This window comes from Streptomyces sp. NPDC001507 (assembly GCF_042894765.1).
Classification (GTDB): Bacteria; Actinomycetota; Actinomycetes; order Streptomycetales; family Streptomycetaceae; genus Streptomyces.
Genome location: NZ_JBIAVV010000013.1, coordinates 135,349 through 154,316 on the forward strand (window position 1 = coordinate 135,349; position 18,968 = coordinate 154,316).

18 protein-coding genes are annotated in these 18,968 nt (G+C 72.1%); 7 read left to right on the top strand and 11 right to left on the bottom strand.

What is annotated here, in order from left to right:
- Nucleotides 1-197 precede the first annotated feature (197 nt).
- The 3 genes from ACFY0K_RS36655 to ACFY0K_RS36665 form a co-directional block, all read right to left on the bottom strand.
- Complete coding sequence (locus tag ACFY0K_RS36655) at nt 198-2,228, bottom strand: NAD(+) synthase (RefSeq protein WP_390643483.1); 2,031 nt, start codon at nt 2,226-2,228, stop codon at nt 198-200.
- A 191-nt stretch (nt 2,229-2,419) separates the two neighbouring features.
- Nucleotides 2,420-3,256, bottom strand: coding sequence for a PaaX family transcriptional regulator C-terminal domain-containing protein (locus ACFY0K_RS36660; RefSeq protein ID WP_390643484.1), 837 nt, complete (start codon nt 3,254-3,256; stop codon nt 2,420-2,422).
- A gap of 89 nt (nt 3,257-3,345) precedes the next feature.
- Complete coding sequence (locus tag ACFY0K_RS36665) at nt 3,346-4,338, bottom strand: phospholipase D-like domain-containing protein (RefSeq protein ID WP_351961085.1); 993 nt, start codon at nt 4,336-4,338, stop codon at nt 3,346-3,348.
- A gap of 263 nt (nt 4,339-4,601) precedes the next feature.
- On the opposite strand from ACFY0K_RS36665, the gene ACFY0K_RS36670 reads away from it, so the two are divergent.
- The 3 genes from ACFY0K_RS36670 (at nt 4,602) to ACFY0K_RS36680 (ending at nt 7,949) form a co-directional block, all read left to right on the top strand.
- Nucleotides 4,602-4,958: an FAD-dependent monooxygenase gene (locus ACFY0K_RS36670; protein ID WP_390643683.1), complete on the top strand. Its 357-nt coding sequence runs from the start codon at nt 4,602-4,604 to the stop codon at nt 4,956-4,958.
- A gap of 2 nt (nt 4,959-4,960) precedes the next feature.
- Nucleotides 4,961-7,345 carry an ATP-binding cassette domain-containing protein gene (locus ACFY0K_RS36675; RefSeq protein WP_390643485.1) on the top strand — a complete coding sequence of 795 codons (2,385 nt, stop codon included), beginning with the start codon at nt 4,961-4,963 and terminating at the stop codon, nt 7,343-7,345.
- A 97-nt stretch (nt 7,346-7,442) separates the two neighbouring features.
- A complete protein-coding gene (locus ACFY0K_RS36680) occupies nt 7,443-7,949 on the top strand; it encodes a MarR family winged helix-turn-helix transcriptional regulator (RefSeq protein WP_390643486.1) in 507 nt (168 codons plus the stop codon).
- Nucleotides 7,950-8,062: 113 nt separating this feature from the next.
- On the opposite strand, the gene ACFY0K_RS36685 is transcribed toward ACFY0K_RS36680, so the two are convergent.
- The 7 genes from ACFY0K_RS36685 to ACFY0K_RS36715 form a co-directional block, all read right to left on the bottom strand.
- Nucleotides 8,063-8,500, bottom strand: coding sequence for a universal stress protein (locus ACFY0K_RS36685; protein ID WP_351961088.1), 438 nt, complete (start codon nt 8,498-8,500; stop codon nt 8,063-8,065).
- Between the two features lie 219 nt (nt 8,501-8,719).
- Nucleotides 8,720-9,574 (bottom strand): DMT family transporter, encoded by an 855-nt coding sequence (locus ACFY0K_RS36690; RefSeq protein ID WP_390643487.1) that lies wholly within the window; start codon nt 9,572-9,574, stop codon nt 8,720-8,722.
- A gap of 70 nt (nt 9,575-9,644) precedes the next feature.
- Entirely contained in the window at nt 9,645-10,565 is a 921-nt protein-coding gene (locus ACFY0K_RS36695; RefSeq protein WP_390643489.1) for an NADP-dependent oxidoreductase, read from the bottom strand.
- 149 nt (nt 10,566-10,714) lie between these two features.
- Nucleotides 10,715-11,668, bottom strand: coding sequence for a PfkB family carbohydrate kinase (locus tag ACFY0K_RS36700; RefSeq protein ID WP_390643490.1), 954 nt, complete (start codon nt 11,666-11,668; stop codon nt 10,715-10,717).
- Nucleotides 11,665-13,143, bottom strand: a complete 1,479-nt coding sequence (locus ACFY0K_RS36705) for a purine-cytosine permease family protein (protein WP_390643491.1) — start codon at nt 13,141-13,143, stop codon at nt 11,665-11,667. Before ACFY0K_RS36705 ends, ACFY0K_RS36700 begins: the two co-directional genes overlap by 4 nt.
- Before the next feature lie 80 nt (nt 13,144-13,223).
- On the bottom strand, nt 13,224-14,216 hold the full coding sequence (locus ACFY0K_RS36710) for an ADP-ribosylglycohydrolase family protein (RefSeq protein ID WP_388603749.1): 993 nt from the start codon (nt 14,214-14,216) through the stop codon (nt 13,224-13,226).
- The gene (locus tag ACFY0K_RS36715) at nt 14,213-14,932 is read right to left on the bottom strand and encodes a GntR family transcriptional regulator (RefSeq protein ID WP_390643492.1); all 720 of its coding nucleotides are present in this window, start codon (nt 14,930-14,932) and stop codon (nt 14,213-14,215) included. Before ACFY0K_RS36715 ends, ACFY0K_RS36710 begins: the two co-directional genes overlap by 4 nt.
- A gap of 184 nt (nt 14,933-15,116) precedes the next feature.
- Between ACFY0K_RS36715 and ACFY0K_RS36720 the strand changes: the two genes are divergently transcribed.
- The 3 genes from ACFY0K_RS36720 to ACFY0K_RS36730 all read left to right on the top strand — a co-directional run bounded on the left by ACFY0K_RS36720 (nt 15,117) and on the right by ACFY0K_RS36730 (nt 17,285).
- Complete coding sequence (locus tag ACFY0K_RS36720) at nt 15,117-15,323, top strand: DUF2180 family protein (protein WP_351716927.1); 207 nt, start codon at nt 15,117-15,119, stop codon at nt 15,321-15,323.
- A gap of 73 nt (nt 15,324-15,396) precedes the next feature.
- Entirely contained in the window at nt 15,397-15,840 is a 444-nt protein-coding gene (locus ACFY0K_RS36725) for a Fur family transcriptional regulator (RefSeq protein WP_390643493.1), read from the top strand.
- A gap of 209 nt (nt 15,841-16,049) precedes the next feature.
- Nucleotides 16,050-17,285: an MFS transporter gene (locus ACFY0K_RS36730; protein ID WP_390643494.1), complete on the top strand. Its 1,236-nt coding sequence runs from the start codon at nt 16,050-16,052 to the stop codon at nt 17,283-17,285.
- Nucleotides 17,286-17,309: 24 nt separating this feature from the next.
- Here ACFY0K_RS36730 and ACFY0K_RS36735 read toward each other — a convergent pair whose 3' ends face one another.
- Nucleotides 17,310-17,993 (bottom strand): hypothetical protein, encoded by a 684-nt coding sequence (locus ACFY0K_RS36735; RefSeq protein ID WP_390643495.1) that lies wholly within the window; start codon nt 17,991-17,993, stop codon nt 17,310-17,312.
- Nucleotides 17,994-18,243: 250 nt separating this feature from the next.
- Between ACFY0K_RS36735 and ACFY0K_RS36740 the strand changes: the two genes are divergently transcribed.
- A complete protein-coding gene (locus tag ACFY0K_RS36740; protein WP_390643496.1) occupies nt 18,244-18,912 on the top strand; it encodes a Type 1 glutamine amidotransferase-like domain-containing protein in 669 nt (222 codons plus the stop codon).
- The last annotated feature ends 56 nt before the right edge of the window (nt 18,913-18,968 follow it).

The following is an 18,968-nucleotide window of genomic DNA, read 5'->3' on the forward strand; positions in this document are numbered from 1 at the left end:
AACCGCCTCCGCGCCGTGCCACCGCGCCCGCGCCGTGACGACAGCTCACGACGACCACGGCGGGCCGCCGCCCGGAGAGCGGCGGACCGGCCCGCATCACGACCGGCACCCCGAGGAGCCACTCGTGACGACCACCTGCCTCGTCACGCGACCGGCCGGCGACCGACGGCGGACGGGCCGGACCCACGCGTGGGCGGCTACTGCGGGACGCGGGCCAGGTCGTGCAGCCAGGCCTTCGCCGAACTGTCCGACGGAGCACGCCAGTCGCCGCGCGGGGAGAGCGAGCCGCCGGCCGAGACCTTCGGCCCGTTCGGCATCGCCGAGCGCTTGAACTGGGCGAAGGCGAAGAAGCGGCGGCAGAAGTAGTCGAGCCAGTGCCGGATCTCCGCGAGGTCGTACGCCTTGCGCTCGGCCTCGGGGAAGCCGGGCGGCCAGGCGCCCGCCTCCCGGTCGTGCCAGGCGTGCCAGGCCAGGAAGGCGATCTTCGACGGCCGGAACCCGTGCCGCAGCACCTGGTACAGGGTGAAGTCGTGCAGCGCGTACGGGCCGATCTTCGACTCGGTGGACTGCAGTTCCTCGCCCGGCACCAGCTCCGGGCTGATCTCCGTGTCGAGGATCGCCGCGAGGGTCTTGCCGGTCTCCGCGTCGAACTGCTCGCTGCTGATGACCCAGCGGATCAGGTGCTGGATCAGCGTCTTCGGCACCCCGGAGTTGACGTTGTAGTGGCTCATCTGGTCGCCGACGCCGTACGTCGACCAGCCCAGCGCCAGCTCCGACAGGTCCCCGGTGCCGAGCACGATGCCACCGCGCTGGTTGGCCAGCCGGAACAGGTAGTCGGTGCGCAGACCCGCCTGCACGTTCTCGAAGGTCACGTCGTAGACCGGCTCGCCGGCGGCGAACGGATGGCCCATCTCCTGCAGCATCAGCCGCGCGGTCGGCGTGATGTCCAGCTCGGCCGCGGTCACCCCGAGCGAGTTCATCAGCCGGTGTGCGTTGCCCTTGGTGTGCTCGCCCGTCGCGAAGCCCGGCAAGGTGAACGCCAGGATGTCGCTGCGCGGCCGGCCCGCACGGTCCATGGCACGGGCGGCGACGATCAGCGCGTGCGTGGAGTCGAGGCCGCCGGACACCCCGATGACCACCTTCGGGCCGCCGATCGCCGCCAGCCGCTGCTGGAGCGCGGCGACCTGGATGTTGTACGCCTCGTAGCAGTCCAGGGCGAGCCGCTGCGGGTCGGCCGGGACGAAGGGGAAGCGCTCCACGCGGCGCCGCAGCCCCAGGTCGGCCGTCGGCGGGTCGAGCCGGAAGGCGACGGTCCGGAAGCCGCCCGTGCGGGCCGCGTGGGTACGGCGGTTGTCGTCGAACGAGCCCATCCGGGCCCGCTCCTGGCGCAGCAGGTCGAGGTCGACGTCGGCCACCGCGTACTGGTCGTCCAGCGGGAACCGGTCCGTCTCGGCCAGCAGCGAGCCGTTCTCGTAGATCATGGTCTGGCCGTCCCAGGACAGGTCCGTCGACGACTCGCCGAGCCCGGCCGCGGCGTAGACGTACGCCGCGAGACAGCGCTGCGACGCGGAGCGGCACAGCAGCTTGCGGTCCTCCGCCCGGCCGACCGTGATCGGGCTGCCCGACAGGTTGAGCAGCACGGTCGCGCCGGCCAGTGCCGCCTCCGCGCTCGGCGGCACCGGTACCCACATGTCCTCGCAGATCTCGGCGTGCAGCACGAGCCCGGGAACGTCCGCCGCCTCGAAGAGCAGGTCCACCCCGAACGGCACGCTCTCGCCGCCGATCCGGATGGTGCCGCCTCGCTCGTCGTCGCCTGCGGCGATCTGGCGCCGCTCGTAGAACTCCCGGTAGTTCGGCGGGTACGACTTGGGCGCGACCCCGAGGATCCGGCCGCGGTGCACGAACACCGCGCAGTTGTAGACCCGGTTGCGGTGGCGCAGCGGGGCGCCGACGACGAGGACCGGCAGCAGCCCGGCCGAACCGGCCTTCACCGTCTCGACCGCCTCCTCGGCCTGGTCGAGCACCGCGTCCTGGAGCAGCAGGTCCTCGATCGAGTAACCGGTCAGGCCGAGCTCCGGGAAGACCGCCACCGCGACGCCCCCCTCGGCGCAGCGACGGGCCTGCCGCAGCACCGCCTCGGCGTTGGCGCGCGGGTCGGCGATGACGGTGTGGCCCGTGCACGAGGCGACGCGCGCGAAACCATGCTCATAGATCGACCAGAAGTTCAACGGGGCTTCCTCGGGAGAGCGGGCGAGACGGACACGGTGCGGACACCGGACAGGGAGCGTCGCCGTACCCGGGCACCCTCTCCTTCGACGGTCCGGCGAACCTCCTGCCCCCAGCAGCATAGATCGCCGCGCGATCCGGGCTGATCAGGGATTCTGTGCGGGCCGCGGGCAGGTCCGCCGTGCACGGCGGGTCACAGGGGCGTGGTCTCCAGCAGGGCCGCGGCCGTCCGGCGGGCCGGGGCCTCGGTTTCGGCCGCGACGCGGTGGAACGTCCGCTCCGCCTCCCGGGCCGGCCAGCCGGCGGGCAGGTGCCGGACCGGCAGCCTGGGATCGGTGCGGATGATGCCCAGCCACTCGCTGACCAGCCGCAGCCGGGTGGCCACGGCGTCGTCGGCGGGGCCGGAACGCCATGTCTCCCAGCGGGCGCGGAAGTCCTCGTACCGGGCCGCGACGGACGCCAGGTCCCAGGTGTCGCGGATCATGAGGTCGATGTCGGTCGCCTCGTCGGCCAGCGCGTGGAAGATCTTCACGTGGGCGGAGAGCCCGAGTTCGCCGACGACGGCGGAGACGTCCACCCGGCCCGGCGCGATCCACAGCCCGCTGTAGAGCGGCCCGAAACCCGACCAGCCGAGCCGGGAGCGCAGGTCGTGGCGCTGGCGCTGCCAGGACTCCGGCAGCGAGAACCCGAACAGGGTCCAGGAGCCGTCCCAGTCGTCGTTGACGGCGCCGGTCTCCCAGATGCGGCGCCGGCCGTCCTGGAGGATCTGCGTGGCGAGGGGCGTCAGGCCGAAGTACATCTTGCGGCCCTGCCGCCGGCGTTGCAGCAGGTTCCGGTTGACCATGCGGGTGAGCGTGGAGCGTACGGCCTGCTCGCCGACGCCGGCCCGGCCCAGAACGGTGATGATGCTTCCCGAGTACACGGCCAGCGGGCCCTGCTCCAGTACGTGGTTGCCGAAGAAGGCGAGCAGCAGCGACTGCGGCCGGGGCTGCGGGGCGTCCAGGGGGTCCGGGGTGGTCTCGGCGTTCACCCGCGCAAGGTTACGGCCAGGTGGCCGACGCGCGGGGTGCGGGTGGCACGCCGGGCAGCGGCCGGCCGCTGCCCGGCGGAACCGGATCGCTACGCGGCGGTGCCGCCCGCGTAGTCGCTGTTGAACGTGGTCTCGACGGTCGTGGCCACCGACTGCGCCACCCCGGTGCCCGTGAGGATGATGCCGAGCTCACGGTTGTTGGAGAGGGAGTTGCTGCTGACGTTCATGGAGCCGGCCTCCACCTCCTGGGTGGACAGGCCGTAGTCGGCGACCATGGCCTTGGCGTGGATGTAGAAGCCGTTGGGGTCGGAGTAGCCGACGACCGTGCCGCCCGCGGCCTTGATCGAGGAGACCTCGCTGGAGTAGTCGCCCGGCGTCTCCAGGACGACCCGCACCTTCACGCCCGCCTTGGCTCTGGCGACGATGGCGTTGACCACCGTGCTGTCGCTGAACTCCAGTTCCTCGACGTCGAGCGTCTTGGTCGCGGCGTTGACCACGGTCAGCAGGCGGCTGCGCGAGTCGGTGGGGGACCACAGCAGGTGGTCGCCGTCGGTGGGGGTGACGGAGGTGCCGGCGTAGTCGGCGTTGAAGACCTTCTCGATCGCCGCGACGTCCCGGGTGTCGTCGGTGAAGACGCCGTAGTCCCGGCCGGTCGAGTAGTACTGGGAGGTCAGGTTGCCGGTCAGGACGAGTGACTTGGTGCCGTCGACCGTGATGGTCTTCTGGTGCGTGTAGACGAAGCTGGACGGTGACCACACCACGCCCACGCCCGCGTTCGTGAGGGAGGTGTAGGCGGAGTTGTTGGCGCTCTTGTGCGCCTGGTCCAGGACGACCCGCACGGTGACGCCCTTGTTCTTCAGGGCTATGAGGTCGTTGACGGCCGTGGTGTCCTCCAGCTCGTACATCGTCATGTCGAGCGAGCTGGTGGCCGAGTTGATGAAGCCGTAGATCGTGGGCTCGCTGCTGCTGAGCGAGAAGGCGAACGCGGAGTAGCTCGCGGCGTTCGCGGGGACCGCGGTGGCGACCACGGCCGCACCGGCCGCCAGGGCGACACCCGCGCGAACGAGAAGCTTCGACAGCATGTGCGTGACTCCTAGTCGAGTAGACGCTCACGTGGGGGGTGGGTGAGCGTGGGCATGACACCACGCGCGTAGACTGCCGAGGAAGAGAAGCCGGGTGAACTCGCCGTTACCTGTGGGGCGTACCGGCGGACATAGCGGACTCGGGGCAGGTGGGGGCCGGTTCATGGGCGTACCGCGAGAACGCAAAATCTTCGTAGCCGAGCACGGCGGGCCCGTCCGCCCGCGTCATCGCCCCCGACGGGTGCCGGGCGCCCGAAGGACCGCTGCATGCCGGTGACGGCCCGGGCCGCGAGTCACCCGTCACGGCCGACGAGGTGCGCGAGGCGCTGCACGCCGTGTACGGACGGGACACGGAGTCGGGAGAACTGCGCGCGGCGTCCCGGTTCAGCGACGCCGTCCGGCAGGTCGAGCGCTACCGCGAGGGACGGGTGTTCTCCGCCGGGGACGCGGCGCACATCCACGCGCCGATGGGCGACCAGGGGGTCAGGCCCTCACCCGGTGGTTCGGCTGAACCCCGCGCACGCGAGCCGGTCAGGAATGGAGAAGCGTTAGGCTGCTGGCCCCGGCTAGCGTGGCGGCGATCGACCAGGACCCCGCGCAGCAGACGGAGACGGGTTTGAGCATGGCCACAGAGACCGAGAAGACGACGTCCACGCCGCACGTGGCCGACAGCCACGGACTGATCCGCGTGCACGGAGCGCGGGAGAACAACCTCAAGGACGTCAGCATCGAGATCCCGAAGCGCCGGCTGACGGTCTTCACCGGAGTCTCCGGCTCGGGCAAGAGCTCGCTGGTGTTCGACACCATCGCCGCCGAGTCGCAGCGGCTGATCAACGAGACCTACCCCGCCTTCGTCCAGGGCTTCATGCCCAACCTGGCCCGGCCCGAGGTCGACGTCCTCGAAGGGCTGACCACCGCGATCATCGTCGACCAGCAGCGGATGGGCGGCGACCCGCGCTCCACCGTCGGCACCGCCACCGACGCCAATGCCCTGCTGCGCATCCTCTTCAGCCGCCTGGGCAAGCCGCACATCGGCTCGCCCAAGGCGTTCTCCTTCAACATCGCCTCGATCAGCGGGGCGGGCGCCGTCACCGTCGAACGCGCCGGCCAGAAGGTGAAGGAGCGCCGCAGCTTCAGCATCACCGGCGGCATGTGCCCGCGCTGCGAGGGCCGGGGCGCCGTCACCGACCTCGACCTCGCCCAGCTCTACGACGAGACCCTGTCCCTCAACGAGGGCGCGATCACCGTTCCCGGCTACAAGGGCGGCGGCTGGAACTCCCGCCTCTACATCGAGTCCGGCTTCTTCGACCCGGACAAGCCGATCAGCAAGTTCACGAAGAAGGAGCTGCAGGACTTCCTGCACCGGGAGCCGACCCGGATGAAGATCGCGGGCATCAACATGACCTACGAGGGTCTGATCCCGCGCATCCAGAAGTCGATGCTCTCCAAGGACAAGGAGTCGATGCAGCCGCACATCCGCGAGTTCGTGGAGCGTGCGGTCACCTTCGCCACCTGCCCCGACTGCGACGGCACCCGGCTGAGCGAGGGCGCCCGCTCCTCGAAGATCGACGGCATCAGCATCGCCGACGCCTGCGCGATGCAGATCAGCGACCTCGCCGAGTGGGTGCGCGGCCTCGACGAACCCTCGGTGGCACCGCTCCTCGCCTCGCTCCGGCACACCCTGGAGTCGTTCGTCGAGATCGGCCTCGGCTACCTCTCACTCGACCGGCCCGCCGGCACCCTCTCCGGCGGCGAGGCCCAGCGGACCAAGATGATCCGCCACCTCGGATCCTCGCTCACCGACGTCACCTACGTCTTCGACGAGCCCACCACCGGCCTGCACCCGCACGACATCCAGCGCATGAACGGCCTGCTGCTGCGGCTGCGCGACAAGGGCAACACCGTGCTCGTCGTGGAGCACAAGCCGGAGGTCATCGCGATCGCCGACCACGTCGTCGACCTCGGCCCCGGCGCCGGGGCGGGCGGCGGCACGATCTGCTTCGAGGGCACCGTCGAGGCCCTGCGCACCGGCGGCACCATCACCGGCCGCCACTTCGACGACCGCGCCGCCCTCAAGGACACCGTCCGCAAGCCCACCGGCACGCTGGAGATCCGCGGCGCGAGCACCCACAACCTCCAGGGCGTCGACGTCGACATCCCGCTCGGCGTCCTCGCCGTCGTGACCGGTGTCGCGGGCTCCGGCAAGAGCTCCCTGGTGCACGGCTCGATCCCGGCCGGCGCCGGGGTGATCTCCGTCGACCAGGGCGCCATCCGCGGCTCCCGGCGCAGCAACCCCGCGACGTACACCGGGCTGCTCGACCCGATCCGCAAGGCGTTCGCCAAGGAGAACGGCGTCAAGCCGGCCCTCTTCAGCTCCAACTCCGAGGGCGCCTGCCCCACCTGCAACGGCGCCGGCGTGATCTACACCGACCTGGCGATGATGGCGGGCGTCGCCACCACCTGCGAGGACTGTGACGGGAAGCGGTTCGAGGCGTCCGTCCTCGACTACCGCCTCGGCGGCCGGGACATCAGCGAAGTGCTGGCGATGCCGGTGACCGAGGCCGAGGAGTTCTTCGCCGCGGGCGAGGCGCACACCCCGGCCGCCCACCGCATCCTCCAGCGGCTCACGGACGTCGGCCTCGGCTACCTCGCCATCGGCCAGCCGCTCACCACCCTGTCCGGCGGCGAGCGCCAGCGCCTCAAGCTGGCCACGCACATGGCCGACAAGGGCGGCGTCTACGTCCTCGACGAGCCGACCGCGGGCCTGCACCTGGCCGACGTCGAGCAGCTGCTGGGGCTGCTTGACCGGCTGGTCGACTCGGGCAAGTCGGTCATCGTCGTCGAGCACCACCAGGCGGTCATGGCCCACGCCGACTGGATCATCGACCTCGGCCCGGGCGCCGGCCACGACGGCGGCCGGATCGTCTTCGAGGGCACCCCGGCCGACCTGGTGGCCGCCCGCTCCACCCTCACCGCCCAGCACCTCGCGGAGTACGTCGGGGCCTGAACCGGGCCGGTCCGCGGGGCGGGGGCCAGGTCCCCGCCCCGCCCGCACACCCCCACGTAGGTTTGAACATTCAAACGCGGCTCGTTAGGCTGCGCCCATGACCACCACGCCACGCTGGCTGAACCCCGAGGAACGACGGGCGTGGCTCGCCTACGTCCAGTTCTCCACTCACCTGTCCGACCACCTGAACCGCCAGCTGCGCCGCGACGCGGGGATGACCCACGCCGACTACACCCTGCTCGCCAACCTCTCCTCGGTCAAGGATCACAGCCTGACCATGTCCGAGCTGGCCGAACGCCTGAAGATCACCCGGAGCCGCCTCACCCACGCGGTGACGCGTCTCCAGGAGGCCGGCTACGTCGACCGCCGCGAGGACCCCGTCAACCGCCGCAATCAGCACGCCGTCCTCACCCCGGCCGGCCTGAGCCTCCTGGACCGCGCGGCCCCCGGCCATGTGGAGGCGGTCCGCCGGGCCGTCTTCGACGTCCTCACCCCCGAGCAGGTGACCCAGTTCGCCGCGATCGGCGAGGCCGTGAACGCCGCCCTCCAGCGCATGGACGCCGACAGCGACCACCAGGAGGCGCTGCCCTGGAGGCGCCGATAGCGCGGCGCCCACGCGACCGGCACGGCGTACGGCCGGACAGCCCCGGAGCCCGCCGCGGACGTCGAATCCGCGGCGGGCCCCGGGGTGACCGGCAGGTTCGGGCCGGTGAGCGGTCAGGCCTCGTCCCGGACTTCCGGGGCCAGCAGGATCGCCGTGCTGGTGCGGTGCGCGACGGCGTCGCTGACCCGCGGGTCGAACAGCGCCTCGACGGAACTGCGGTGGTGCGGGCTCAGCACGATGAGATCGGCCGCGAACTCCTCGGCGGTGTCGGCGATGGCGGCCGCGACCTGGGTGGTCAGCCCCCTGACGAGGGTCCCCTCGGCCTTGACGCCCTGCTCGCGCAGGGCCGTCAGCGCCTCGTCGAGGACCGCCTTGGCCTCGGCGTCCTCCTCAAGGGGCACGATCGCGGCGACCGAGGCGGCGGAGGCGATGACGTGTACGACGCGGACCTCGGCGCTCGTCAGCCGGGCCAGCTCGCCGGTCAGCCGCACGGCGGAGCGGCGAGCGGGGCTGGGGTCGACGGCGACCAGGATGCGCTGGAACACGGACACGGTGTTTCCCCTTCCGGGGGCCTGGAAGGTCTACTCGGTGGTCAGGGACGCCGTATCACGGCGTGACGGGTCGGCGCGTCCGGCGCCGAACGAGTTCTTCCAGCCCCACCCCGTGATCATCTCACCGGCCTCCGGAGCGACGGACGGCGGCCCGTGTAACAGCCACTGAACCGCCGCCGGCCGCACGGTGTCGGCCGCGCGGCCGAACCCCCGGCCCCCTCACCTCATGACGTCGACGAGGTGCGGCACGACGCGGGTCAGCCGGGTCACGCCCCACAGGATCAGACCGGCCCCGGCCACCTCGGGCAGCAGCCACCACCCGGTGCGGACCGACTCGTCGAACAGCGCGACCCCCAGCAGCAGGCTCACCGCCGCGTCGCCGATCGTCAGCGCGGGCTGCGAGGCGACGAGCGGACCCGCCTGCAGCGCGTTCTCCAGGAGCAGCAGTGCCGCGATCCCGGTCAGCGCGAAGCCGTAGGTCTGCCAGGCGGTGAGGAACGCGGCCAGGCCGTCGTCGGCGAGACGGCCGGTTGCCGACTTCATGAGCGCGGCGGTCAGCGCGTTGCCGATCGCGGCTCCCGTGGCCAGGGCCGCCGCACGGAACAGCGGCGACGAGGAGGACCGGACGAGCAGCACGGTGACGGCGATGGCGCCCAGGGTGAGGGCGAGGACCGGGATCCAGCGCTGCATGGACGCCTGCTGATGGCCGCCGGACGGGGCCGCCGCGGCGAGCAGCAGGGCCAGGCCGGCCACCACCACGGCGATCGTCCGCCACCCCTCCGGGCCCGGCCGGCGGTGCATCAGCGGCACCGCGATCAGCAGCGCGAACGGCAGCTCCAGCATGAACAGCGGCTGGACCAGCGCCATGGGCCCGTTGACCAGGGCGAGTGCCTGGAAGACCGCGGCCCCGGCCACTCCGGCGATACCGAGGGCCCAGGCGGGCCGTCGTACCAGCACCAGCATCAGACGCAGTCCGCCGCGGCCGGGCGCGGTGGACGCGGCCTTGCGCTGGAAGGCCGTGCCCGCCGCATTGCTGACGGCACCCAGGACGGCGAAGAGCACGGCGAGCACCATGGTTCCAGCATGCCTGCCACACCCCGCCCGCTCAGCCCCGGCGCGCCCCGGCCGGTGGTCCGGAGCAGGGCTACGGCCGGAGCACGATCTTGCCCTGGGCGTGCCCCCGCTCCAGATCGCGGAACGCCTCCCGTACCTGTTCCAGCGGGTAGACGCGGGCGATCGGGACGTCCAGGTCGCCCCGGGCGGCGAGCCGCGCGAGTTCACCGACCACGACCGCGGCCGCCGCCGAGCCCTCCCCGTAGGTCCGTGCGCCGACCCGGGCCGCGGCCCGCCAGTCGCGGACGGTGTTGATCCGCTCGGGCCGTACGCCCAGATCCACGGCCATGTCCACGTAGCCGTCGCCGAACGTGTCGATGAACGCGTCCACGCGCCTGCCGTCGGCGGCCTTCCGGATCCGGTCGGCCGCCCCCTCTCCGTAGACGACCGGTACGACGCCGTGGGCCGTCAGCCAGGCGTGGTTCGCCTCGCTCGCCAGCCCGACGACGGTTGCACCCCGCCGCCGCGCCAGCTGTACGGCCAGTGCCCCCACACCGCCGGCCGCGCCGGAGACCACGACGGTCTCCTCCGGCCGGGGGTCCACCGCGAACACGCTCGCGTACGCGGTGGTGCCGGCCACGTACAGCGATCCGGCCACCTCCCAGGACAGGCCCTCCGGACGGGTCACCAGGTGGACGTCCTCGGCCACCACGTACTCCGCGTGGCTCGCCCGGTCGTGGGTGAAACCGAGAACCTCGTCGCCCACCGCGAAGCCGCGCACCTCGGGGCCGGCCGCCACCACGACGCCGGCCAGGTCGCTGCCCTGCCCGGAGGGGAAGACCGCGGGCCAGCGCCCGTGCCGGGCCCCCTCGCGGATCATCACCTCGCCGGGCTGGATCCCGGCCGCGCGGACCTCGACCAGCACCTGTCCGGGGCCCGGCACCGGCCGCTCGACCTCCTCCACCCGCAGCACGTCGATCCCGCCGTACGCGTGGAACCGCACCGCCTTCATCGCGTGATCACCGTTCCTCCTCGCTGAGCGAAGCCCTGGCCGACGAGCCGTCGGCCGGTCACACACCGGCCGGGGCTCCGCGTTCAACGGCCCGGCAGTGCAACTCTCTTCCCGGGAACGGCATCGGGGGCCGTCAATTCCCGCATGCGTCAGGAGAGTTGCCCGGCGAGCGGATCGCCGGCCAGGAACGCGGCCAGTTCCGCGCGGTCGGGCGCCGTGGCCGGGCCGCGACGGGTCACCGAGAAGGCCGCCGCCGCGTTGGCGCCGCGTGCGGCCGTCAGCGGGTCGAACCCCTGGCCGAGCAGGGCGAGGAACGCGCCGACGTGCGCGTCGCCGGCGCCGTTGCTGTCCAGGGCGGTGACCGGGAAACCCGGTACGTGCACGGGCGGTCGACCGGCGGAGGTCAGCCAGCAGCCGTCCTTGTCGGCCCGGACGAGCACCCCGGCGCCGGGGGCCAGCCGCCGGCCGAGTTCGCTCGCCGCGGTACGCGGATCCTCGTGCCCGGTCATGATCCGGGCCTCGCGTGCGTTGGCGCTGAGCCAGTCGGTGCGGGCCAGCACCGGGGCGAGGACGTGCTCGGGGATGTCGGCGACCAGCGGTCCCGGATCGAGGCAGAGGGTGCTGCCGGCGGGCAGCTCGGCGGCCAGCCCGGACAGCAGCGGGCCGTTGCCCGGCAGGGCCAGCCCGTACCCGGAGAGCTGGACGAGGTCGTCGGGGCGCAGCTGGGCCCCGACCGTGGTCAGGTCGGCCGGTGCCAGGGTGGCCTCGGCCCCGAAGCTGGTCACGAAGGTGCGTTCGCCGCCGGAGTCGACCAGGGCCACCGTGAAGCCGGTGTCGCGGTCGGTGGGGGCGGGCAGCAGCGTCCCGATGCCCTCGGCGGCCAGCGCCGCGCGCACCAGGTCGCCGTGCGGCCCGGTGCCGTGCAGACCGGCGTACACGGCCTCCGCGCCCAGCCGGCGGGCCGCCACCAGCGTGTTGAAACCGCCGCCCGCGGTCGTCCCGGTGTGGGTGCCCACCACGTCGCCGCCGCGTTCGGGCAGCGCCGGAATCTCGATCACCACGTCGGCGATCACGTTCCCGGCGAGCACGATCCGCCGGTTCACCGGCCGGCTCCCTGGAGGCGGCCGGCGACGGGTTCGCCGCTGTCACCGCGGGCGGCCGTGCCGCGCCGGCCGCACAGTCCGTACACCGCCGCGCCGACGGCCATCGACACCGCCCAGCCGAGGCCGTTGACACCGAACCAGGTGTCGCTGAGCGGCCCCGCGAACCAGACGTCGTCCGCGCTCGTCGAGGCCTTGGTGAAGAGCAGGCCGGCGACGATGGCGAGCGCCCAGCCGAGGACCGCGGGCAACCGGAAGCCGCCCGAGTACCAGTAGGCGCTGGACCGGGAGGTGTCCATCAGGGCCGGCGGGTCGTAGGTGCGGCCGCGCAGCGAGTCCACCGCGATCACGCCGATCCAGGCCGAGATGGGCACGGCCAGCAGCGTCAGGAAGGTCGAGAACGGCCCGTAGAAGTCGTCGGCGACCAGCATGAAGTAGATGCCGCCCGCGAACATCAGCACGACATCGAGCGCGACCGCATAGGCGCGCGGCACCCGCAGGCCGAGGGTGATCATCGTGAGCCCCGCCGAGTACGTGGAGAGGTGGTTCGACATCAGCAGCCCGCCGAAGGCCGCGACCAGGTACGGGATCGCCATCCAGGAGGGCAGCATCGCGTTGATCGCGGCGATCGGGTCGGAGGCGGTGGCGAGCGTCCGGTCGCCCGCGGAGAGCAGCGAGCCCAGCGAGATCAGCAGCACCAGCGGGATGCCCGCGCCGAACGCCGAGGCCACCACCAGGCGCCGGCCCGGGATCGCGCGCGGCAGATAGCGTGCGTAGTCCGCACCGGCGTTGGCCCAGCCGATGCCCGTGCCGGAGGCGATGAAGCCCACCCCGGCGACCACCGCGCTGGTCGGCCCCGCCGGGGCGTCGAGCACCTTGGACCAGTCGACGGTCGAGACCAGGAAGCCCATGACGACGAGGTTCAGGACGCCGAAGCCGACCGTGGCCCACTTGTTGATCCACATGATGGTGGCGTGACCCAGGCCGCTGATCAGGAGCGTGCAGGCGATGAAGACCAGCAGGCAGACCACGGTGAGCGCGGTGTTCTGCCGGATCCCGAACGCGGTGTCGAGGAGCGCCAGCAGCGCATAGGCCGCGGTGGTCGTGGAGATGGTCTCCCAGCCGACCCGGCTCAGCCAGGTGATCAGGGTCGGCCCCGCGTTGCCCCGCTGCCCGAAGACCGCACGGGACAGGGTGAGCGCCGGGGCGCCGCCCTTCTTGCCGGCGAGGCTCAGAGCACCGACGAGGGCGAAGGACCCGAAGGATCCGAGAACGGCCACGAGGACCGCCTGCCAGATGTCCAGGCCGCGGAACGCCACCAGGGTGGCACCGAGCGGCAGCCCGAGGATGCTGATGTTGGCGGCGAACCAGGTCCAGAACATCTGGCCGGCGTGACCGCGCCGTTCACTGTCGGGGACCGGTTCGATCCCGCGGGTCTCGACGGTACCGACGCGATCGTTCGTCTTCGAAACGGCCATGACGGAACCTCCTTGCAGGGTGCGGAAGGGTGGATGGCGGGGGCAGGGCGCCGGCCGGGCGACGCGGGTGACGGGACGGTTCAGCGGTGGGCCAGCAGGGCGGCCGTCAACGGCTCCAGCTCCAGGGAGTTGACGGTGCGAAGGGTGCGGACGGCCTCGGCGGGCAGCGCGGAGAACCCGGCGACCGAGCCGGCCACGGCACCGGCGATCGCCCCGATGGTGTCGCTGTCCCCGCCGAGGTTGGCGGCGAGCAGGGCGGTCCGCCACGGGTCGCCGTCCGCCAGGGCGAGCACCGCGAACGCGGCGGGCACCGACTCCTGGCTCGCCACGCTGGTGCCGACGAGCGTGACGACCCGGTCCAGCGCCTCGGCCTCGCCGAGGCCGTGCACCAGCTCCCTCGCCCACTCGATCCGGGCGGCGATGTCCGCCCCGGCGATCCAGTGCCCGCGCCGCGCGCCGGCCCGCGCGGCGGCCACGGCGGCGGTGACGGCCTCGTCGAGCGAGCCGCCGCCGACCCCCGTACTGACGGCCGCGGCCACGGCGGCCGCGCCGGCGATACCGACGGTCGTGTCGTGGGTGACCTGGCAGGACTCCACGACCCGGTCGACGAACGGGCCGAGCGGGTCGGCGGCGAAGGCGATCCCCACCGGGGTGACGCGCATCGCGGCGCCGTTCGTCGTACCGGTGCGGCCCGCCTCGTGCGGCGGGACCCCACGGGCCACCGCGTCCAGCGCGGCCTTGGTGGACGGGCCGAGGAGGTCGAAGGAGCCCTTGGCCTTCATCTCCTTCTCCCAGTCGAGCAGTTCGTGGGCGAGCCGCAACGGATCGATCCGGCCGCGTCCCTCGACGAGGAGCCGGCCGACGATGACGGCCTGGTCGGTGTCGTCGGTGACGGACCCGGCCGGCATACCCGCGCTGACCGGGTTGTCCGGACGGGCGGCCTCGAAGCCGGTCACGGTGCCGTACACCCGTACGACGTCCTGCCTGGACATCACCTGCGTGGGCATGCCGAGGGCGTCACCGAGGGCGAGTCCGTAGAACGCGCCCAGGGCGCGGTCGAGCCGGCCGGTCACGAGCGGCCCCCGTTGCCGGAGCGGACGTGCAGTTCGAAGCGGGCGGGGTCGAGCAGACTGCCGACCTGCTCGACCACGGAGCCGTCCGCGGCCCGGTACACCTGCTCGAGGCGGAGGAAGGATTCGCCGGGGGAGCGGTGCAGGACGGCGGCCTCGGCCTCCGTGAGTCCGCGTACCGAGACGACACCCTCGCCGGAGTCGCTGACCCGGCCCGCCGCGATCAGCTCGCGGCTGAGTGAACCACCGTCGAGACCGCGCTCCGGCAGGCCGGCCAGACCCTCGGTGACCGGCACCCTGCTGCGCTCCAGCGACACACCCTGTCCGCCGGGCAGTCGCCTGACCCGGTCCAGGGCGAGGAACACGTCGGAGGCGAGCGCGAGATGGGCGGCCAGTTCCGGATCGCTGATCTCCTCGAAGCGGAGGATCTCCGTCGTCAGCTCGGTGCCCTGCGCGGCCAGTGCCCGGGTCCATCCCAGGCGGTTGTCGAGCGGCGCCCCGTCGAAGGTGACGAACGAGCCGATGCCCGCGTGGGTGGCGATGAGTCCCTCCTCGCCGAGAACCTGCAGGGCCTGCCGCAGGGTGGTGCGGCTGACGCCGAACCGCTCGGTGAGTGCGTGCTCCCCGGGGAGTCTGCTGCCGTCGGCATGGACCCCCGCTCGGATCTCGTCGGCGAGCACACGGGCGATGCGTTGATGCTTGTGAACCTGTCCAGGCATGTCTAGACAGTAGGTGAACAAGTCCCGGCGGTCCAGAGATTCCGATCCGCTTCCTACATTTGACTCGATCAAAACTAGCGCGTTATGTTCGATATGTGCCGAGGTGGCGGAAGCCCGTCGGCGCACGGCCGTCACGCACCCCACCGCGCAAGGCGAGTGGGCCGACCTCATCGGGAGAAGCGACATGCACTGTTACGACTGCGCCCAGTCGGGACGCCACGAGAGCAACGGGATCGGCGCCTGCACCCGCTGCGGCCTCTTCACCTGCGCCGACCACGCGCGGGTCCTGCAGACCACCGTCCAGCGGCCCGTCGGGGTGATCCCCATGACGAGCGCCCTCCCGTCCAGGCGCCTGGTCTGCGGCACCTGCCGTACGGCCGAGGCCGCCTAGAACTGACCGGGTCAACTCTGGTTGTATCGTGCCCCCACGGGGCGGAACGGCCGGTATGCCGTAGGAGAGCGACATGACCATGGAGCAGCTTGCGAGCGACCTGCTCAGGCGCAAGGGCCTGCGCAGCACGGCCCAGCGCAGGGCCGTGCTGACCGCTCTGCAGGGCCATCCGCACTCCACGGCGGCCGACCTGGAGACCCGCATCGGCACGGACCGGGCCGAGGCCGGCGGTCTCTCCCGGCAGGGCCTGTACAACGTGCTGGAGGACCTGACCAAGGCCCAGCTCGTCCGGTGCATCGAGCCCGCCGGCTCACCCGCCCGCTACGAGCTGCGCGTCGGCGACAACCACCACCATCTCGTCTGCCGCCGGTGCGGCCTGATCGAGGACGTCGACTGCACCGTCGGCGTGGCTCCGTGCCTCACCCCCGACGAGGACCGGGGATTCGCCGTCGACGAGGCTGAGATCACCTGGTGGGGACTGTGCGCGCAGTGCCTGCGGGCCACCGCGCAGGAATAGGTCCGCCCGGCACCGGCTCACGTGACACAGGTCACCGCGCCGCATGAGCCGAACCAGGAATGCGCGCTCGCCGCATCCCGCTGCAACGTTGCAGGGGGTGGACTGGGCAAGGGCGCTCGGTGCGGCCGGCCACGGACGGCGAAGAAACCACCGCTGCCGCCGGTCACCCCTCCCGAACCCGCCGTCCCCGAAAGGTTCCCCCGCTCATCATGCCTCTGGCTCTGCTTGCCCTTGCCGTCGTCACGTTCGGCATCGGCACCACCGAGTTCGCCACCATGGGTCTGCTGCCCCAGATCGCGGACGGCGTCGGGGTGTCGGTGCCGCATGCCGGCAACCTCGTCTCCGCCTACGCCCTCGGGGTCGTCGTCGGCGCCCCCCTGCTCACCGGCATCGGCGCCCGCGTGCCCCACAAGCGGCTGCTGCTCCTGCTGACCGGGCTCTTCGTCGTCGGCAACACGGCGTCCGCGCTCGCCCCGAACTTCGGCCTGCTGTTCGCCGCCCGCTTCCTCGCCGGACTGCCGCACGGCGCCCTCTTCGGCGTGGGCGCCGTCGTCGCCTCCCGGCTGGTCGCGGCCGACCGCGCGGCACGCGCCGTCTCCCGGGTCTTCCTCGGCCTCACCATCGCCAACATCGTCGGCGTCCCCGCCGGCACCGCCCTCGGCCAGCACCTGGGCTGGCGGTACGCCTACTGCGCGGTCGCCGTCATCGGCCTCGTGGCACTCCTCGCCCTCGCCCTGCTCGTACCCCACCAGCCCCGCGGCCCCCAGGCCGGCATCCGGCAGGAGCTGCGCGCGATGGGCAACCGGCAGGTCCTCATCGGCCTGGCCACCGCCGTCGTCGGGTTCGGCGGTTTCTTCGCCGTCTACAGCTATCTGGTCCCCATGCTGACGCACCTGACGGGCCTCTCCGACGCCTCGACCACCTGGGTCCTCGCCCTCTACGGCGTCGGCATGACCCTCGGCACCCTGCTCGCCGGCCCCCTCACCGACCGCGCCCTGCGCCCCACCCTGTACGCCGGGATCACCCTGCTGGGGGCCGCGCTGGTGACGTTCTACTTCACCGTCCACAGCACGGTGCCGGCGCTGGTGACGGTCACCTTCATCGGCGCGATGGGCGCGCTCATCACCACGCCGGTCCAGATGCTGCTGATGCTCAACGCGAAGGACGCCCCGACGATGGCGGCGGCCTCCAACCACTCCGCCTTCAACATGGCCAACGCGGCCGGCGCCTGGCTCGGCGGCCTGGTCATCTCGGCGGGCTGGGGCTGGGCCGCGCCCAACCTGGTCGGCGCGGTCCTCGCGGCGGCCGGCCTGGCACTGGCCGTCACCGGCGGCCTCCTCGACCGCGGCAACCGCCCCTCGAAGGTGGTCACCGGCCAGGAAGCCGCAGAACCGGACCGCCCCACCGCCCCCGCCCAGGGCGTGACCGAGCCGAACCGGGGCTGACCTCGGCGGTTGCGGGCGGGCCGATCAGTAGCGGTGGCCGGGCCAGTGTGGGTCCTCCCAACGGCCGTCGCCGGTGAGGCCGAGCAGCCGTACTCGGTGGAGCAGTTCCTCTGAAACGCCGTGGGCCCGGAGCCGGGCAGGGGCGTTGCGGACCAGCCAGGCGGTCAGCTCGGTGCGTGTCTCTTCCTCGTTCTCCCAAGAGTCCCAGGGAAGTTGGTCTCCGAGCAGGTCGTACTCCCAGTGTGCCGCCGCCTCGGCCAGGTGGCCGTCGGCCGGGTGGCCGGTCAGCGCTTCCCACCTGGTGAGCCATGGGGTGAGCGTGGCGGATGCCTCGGTGATCAGTGCCAGGACCTCGTACGCGGGCACCGCGGGAGCGGGATCGGTGAGCGTGTCGGCCCACCAGGCGTGCAGGAAGTCCCGAACCGCTTCGGCTTGGGCGGTGGGCCACTGCTGCCAATGACCGCGAGCGAACGAGCGGCCGGCTTCCTCCAAGCCGAAGAGCGGCTCGACGGAGCCTTTGACGAGGGCCGTGGCGAACTGGGGCAGGATCCGGCGCAGTACGGAGGCGTGGTCGCTCCAGTCGGGGGCCTGCCAGGTGCGGCGCAGGAGGTCGGGGTCGAGCTCCGTATCCGGAACCTTGAGCTGCGCGAGTTCTTCGGCGCTGCCCCAGTGGCACTCGCAGTTGTGCTCGTCAGGGTGGGCTGTCATCCCGCCGAAGGTGGCGGTCAGGCCGTCGAGAGCGGTAGCGAGGCGATGTCGTGCGGAGGGCTGGTCGGGGTTCATCGTGGCGTTCGCATTCAGGACTCCGGGAGCTTCTGCCATCCGAAGATCGCCAACTTACCCGGGAGGTTCTCGGGCCGCCATCGACTTGTTGCGTCCGCACGGGGCCCGAACGGCCACCAGACGCCCCGCCACCGGGTTCGTTGCGTGCGCCCGTCCCTCGTGCTTGGCTCGCCCGATGAACTTTCTGCTGACGGCGAGTGGGCTGCGCAACGAGACGCTGCGAGACGCGCTGCGGGACATGCTGGGAAAGCCGTTCGGATCGGCGAACGTCGTGTACGTTCCCACGGCGTCCGTCGCCGAGCCCGGGGACCACGGATGGCTGGTCGCCGACATGAACCGGCTGCACGGCCTCGGCTGGCGCGAGTTCGACATCCTGGAGCTGAACGGCCTGCCCCGGCAGATGGTGCTCGACCGGCTGCGCCACGCCGACGTCATCTATGCCGGGGGCGGCAACCACTACCACCTCGCGCGCAGCATCACCGGCAACGGCCTCGCCGACGGCTTCCTGGAAGCGCTGGAGAACCGGGTCTACGTGGGGCTCAGCGCCGGATCGATGATCTTCAGCCGCCACCTCACCGCACACTCCGCCGACGTCATCGGGGACGCCAAGGACCTGCACGTACTCGGCGCGACGACCGTGGACCCGCCCTTCGGCCTCTTCGACTGGTACCTCAAGCCCCACCTGTACTCGCCGGATTTCCCCGAGCGCGACGACGCCTGGGCCGATCGCATCGCCGAACGGGCGGACTTCCCGATCTACTTCATCGACGACGAGACGGCCGTGCGCGTCAGGGACGGCAAGTTGGACGTCGTTACTGAGGGCCGGTGGCGGTTCCATCCGTGAGCACGTGCTCCTGGCCGGCGGTGCCCGGGGCGGCCGGGCAACCGTGCTTGCCGTTG

What these genes read in the sequence shown, in the direction of transcription:
- ACFY0K_RS36665 (WP_351961085.1), bottom strand. Translation starts at nt 4,338, where the DNA reads ATGCTGTCGAAGCTTCTCGTTCGCGCGGGTGTCGCCCTGGCGGCCGGT.
- ACFY0K_RS36675 (WP_390643485.1), top strand. Translation starts at nt 4,961, where the DNA reads ATGGCCACAGAGACCGAGAAGACGACGTCCACGCCGCACGTGGCCGAC.
- ACFY0K_RS36680 (WP_390643486.1), top strand. Translation starts at nt 7,443, where the DNA reads ATGACCACCACGCCACGCTGGCTGAACCCCGAGGAACGACGGGCGTGG.
- ACFY0K_RS36690 (WP_390643487.1), bottom strand. Translation starts at nt 9,574, where the DNA reads ATGGTGCTCGCCGTGCTCTTCGCCGTCCTGGGTGCCGTCAGCAATGCG.
- ACFY0K_RS36695 (WP_390643489.1), bottom strand. Translation starts at nt 10,565, where the DNA reads ATGAAGGCGGTGCGGTTCCACGCGTACGGCGGGATCGACGTGCTGCGG.
- ACFY0K_RS36705 (WP_390643491.1), bottom strand. Translation starts at nt 13,143, where the DNA reads ATGGCCGTTTCGAAGACGAACGATCGCGTCGGTACCGTCGAGACCCGC.
- ACFY0K_RS36715 (WP_390643492.1), bottom strand. Translation starts at nt 14,932, where the DNA reads ATGCCTGGACAGGTTCACAAGCATCAACGCATCGCCCGTGTGCTCGCC.
- ACFY0K_RS36720 (WP_351716927.1), top strand. Translation starts at nt 15,117, where the DNA reads ATGCACTGTTACGACTGCGCCCAGTCGGGACGCCACGAGAGCAACGGG.
- ACFY0K_RS36725 (WP_390643493.1), top strand. Translation starts at nt 15,397, where the DNA reads ATGACCATGGAGCAGCTTGCGAGCGACCTGCTCAGGCGCAAGGGCCTG.
- ACFY0K_RS36730 (WP_390643494.1), top strand. Translation starts at nt 16,050, where the DNA reads ATGCCTCTGGCTCTGCTTGCCCTTGCCGTCGTCACGTTCGGCATCGGC.
- ACFY0K_RS36735 (WP_390643495.1), bottom strand. Translation starts at nt 17,993, where the DNA reads ATGACAGCCCACCCTGACGAGCACAACTGCGAGTGCCACTGGGGCAGC.
- ACFY0K_RS36740 (WP_390643496.1), top strand. Translation starts at nt 18,244, where the DNA reads ATGAACTTTCTGCTGACGGCGAGTGGGCTGCGCAACGAGACGCTGCGA.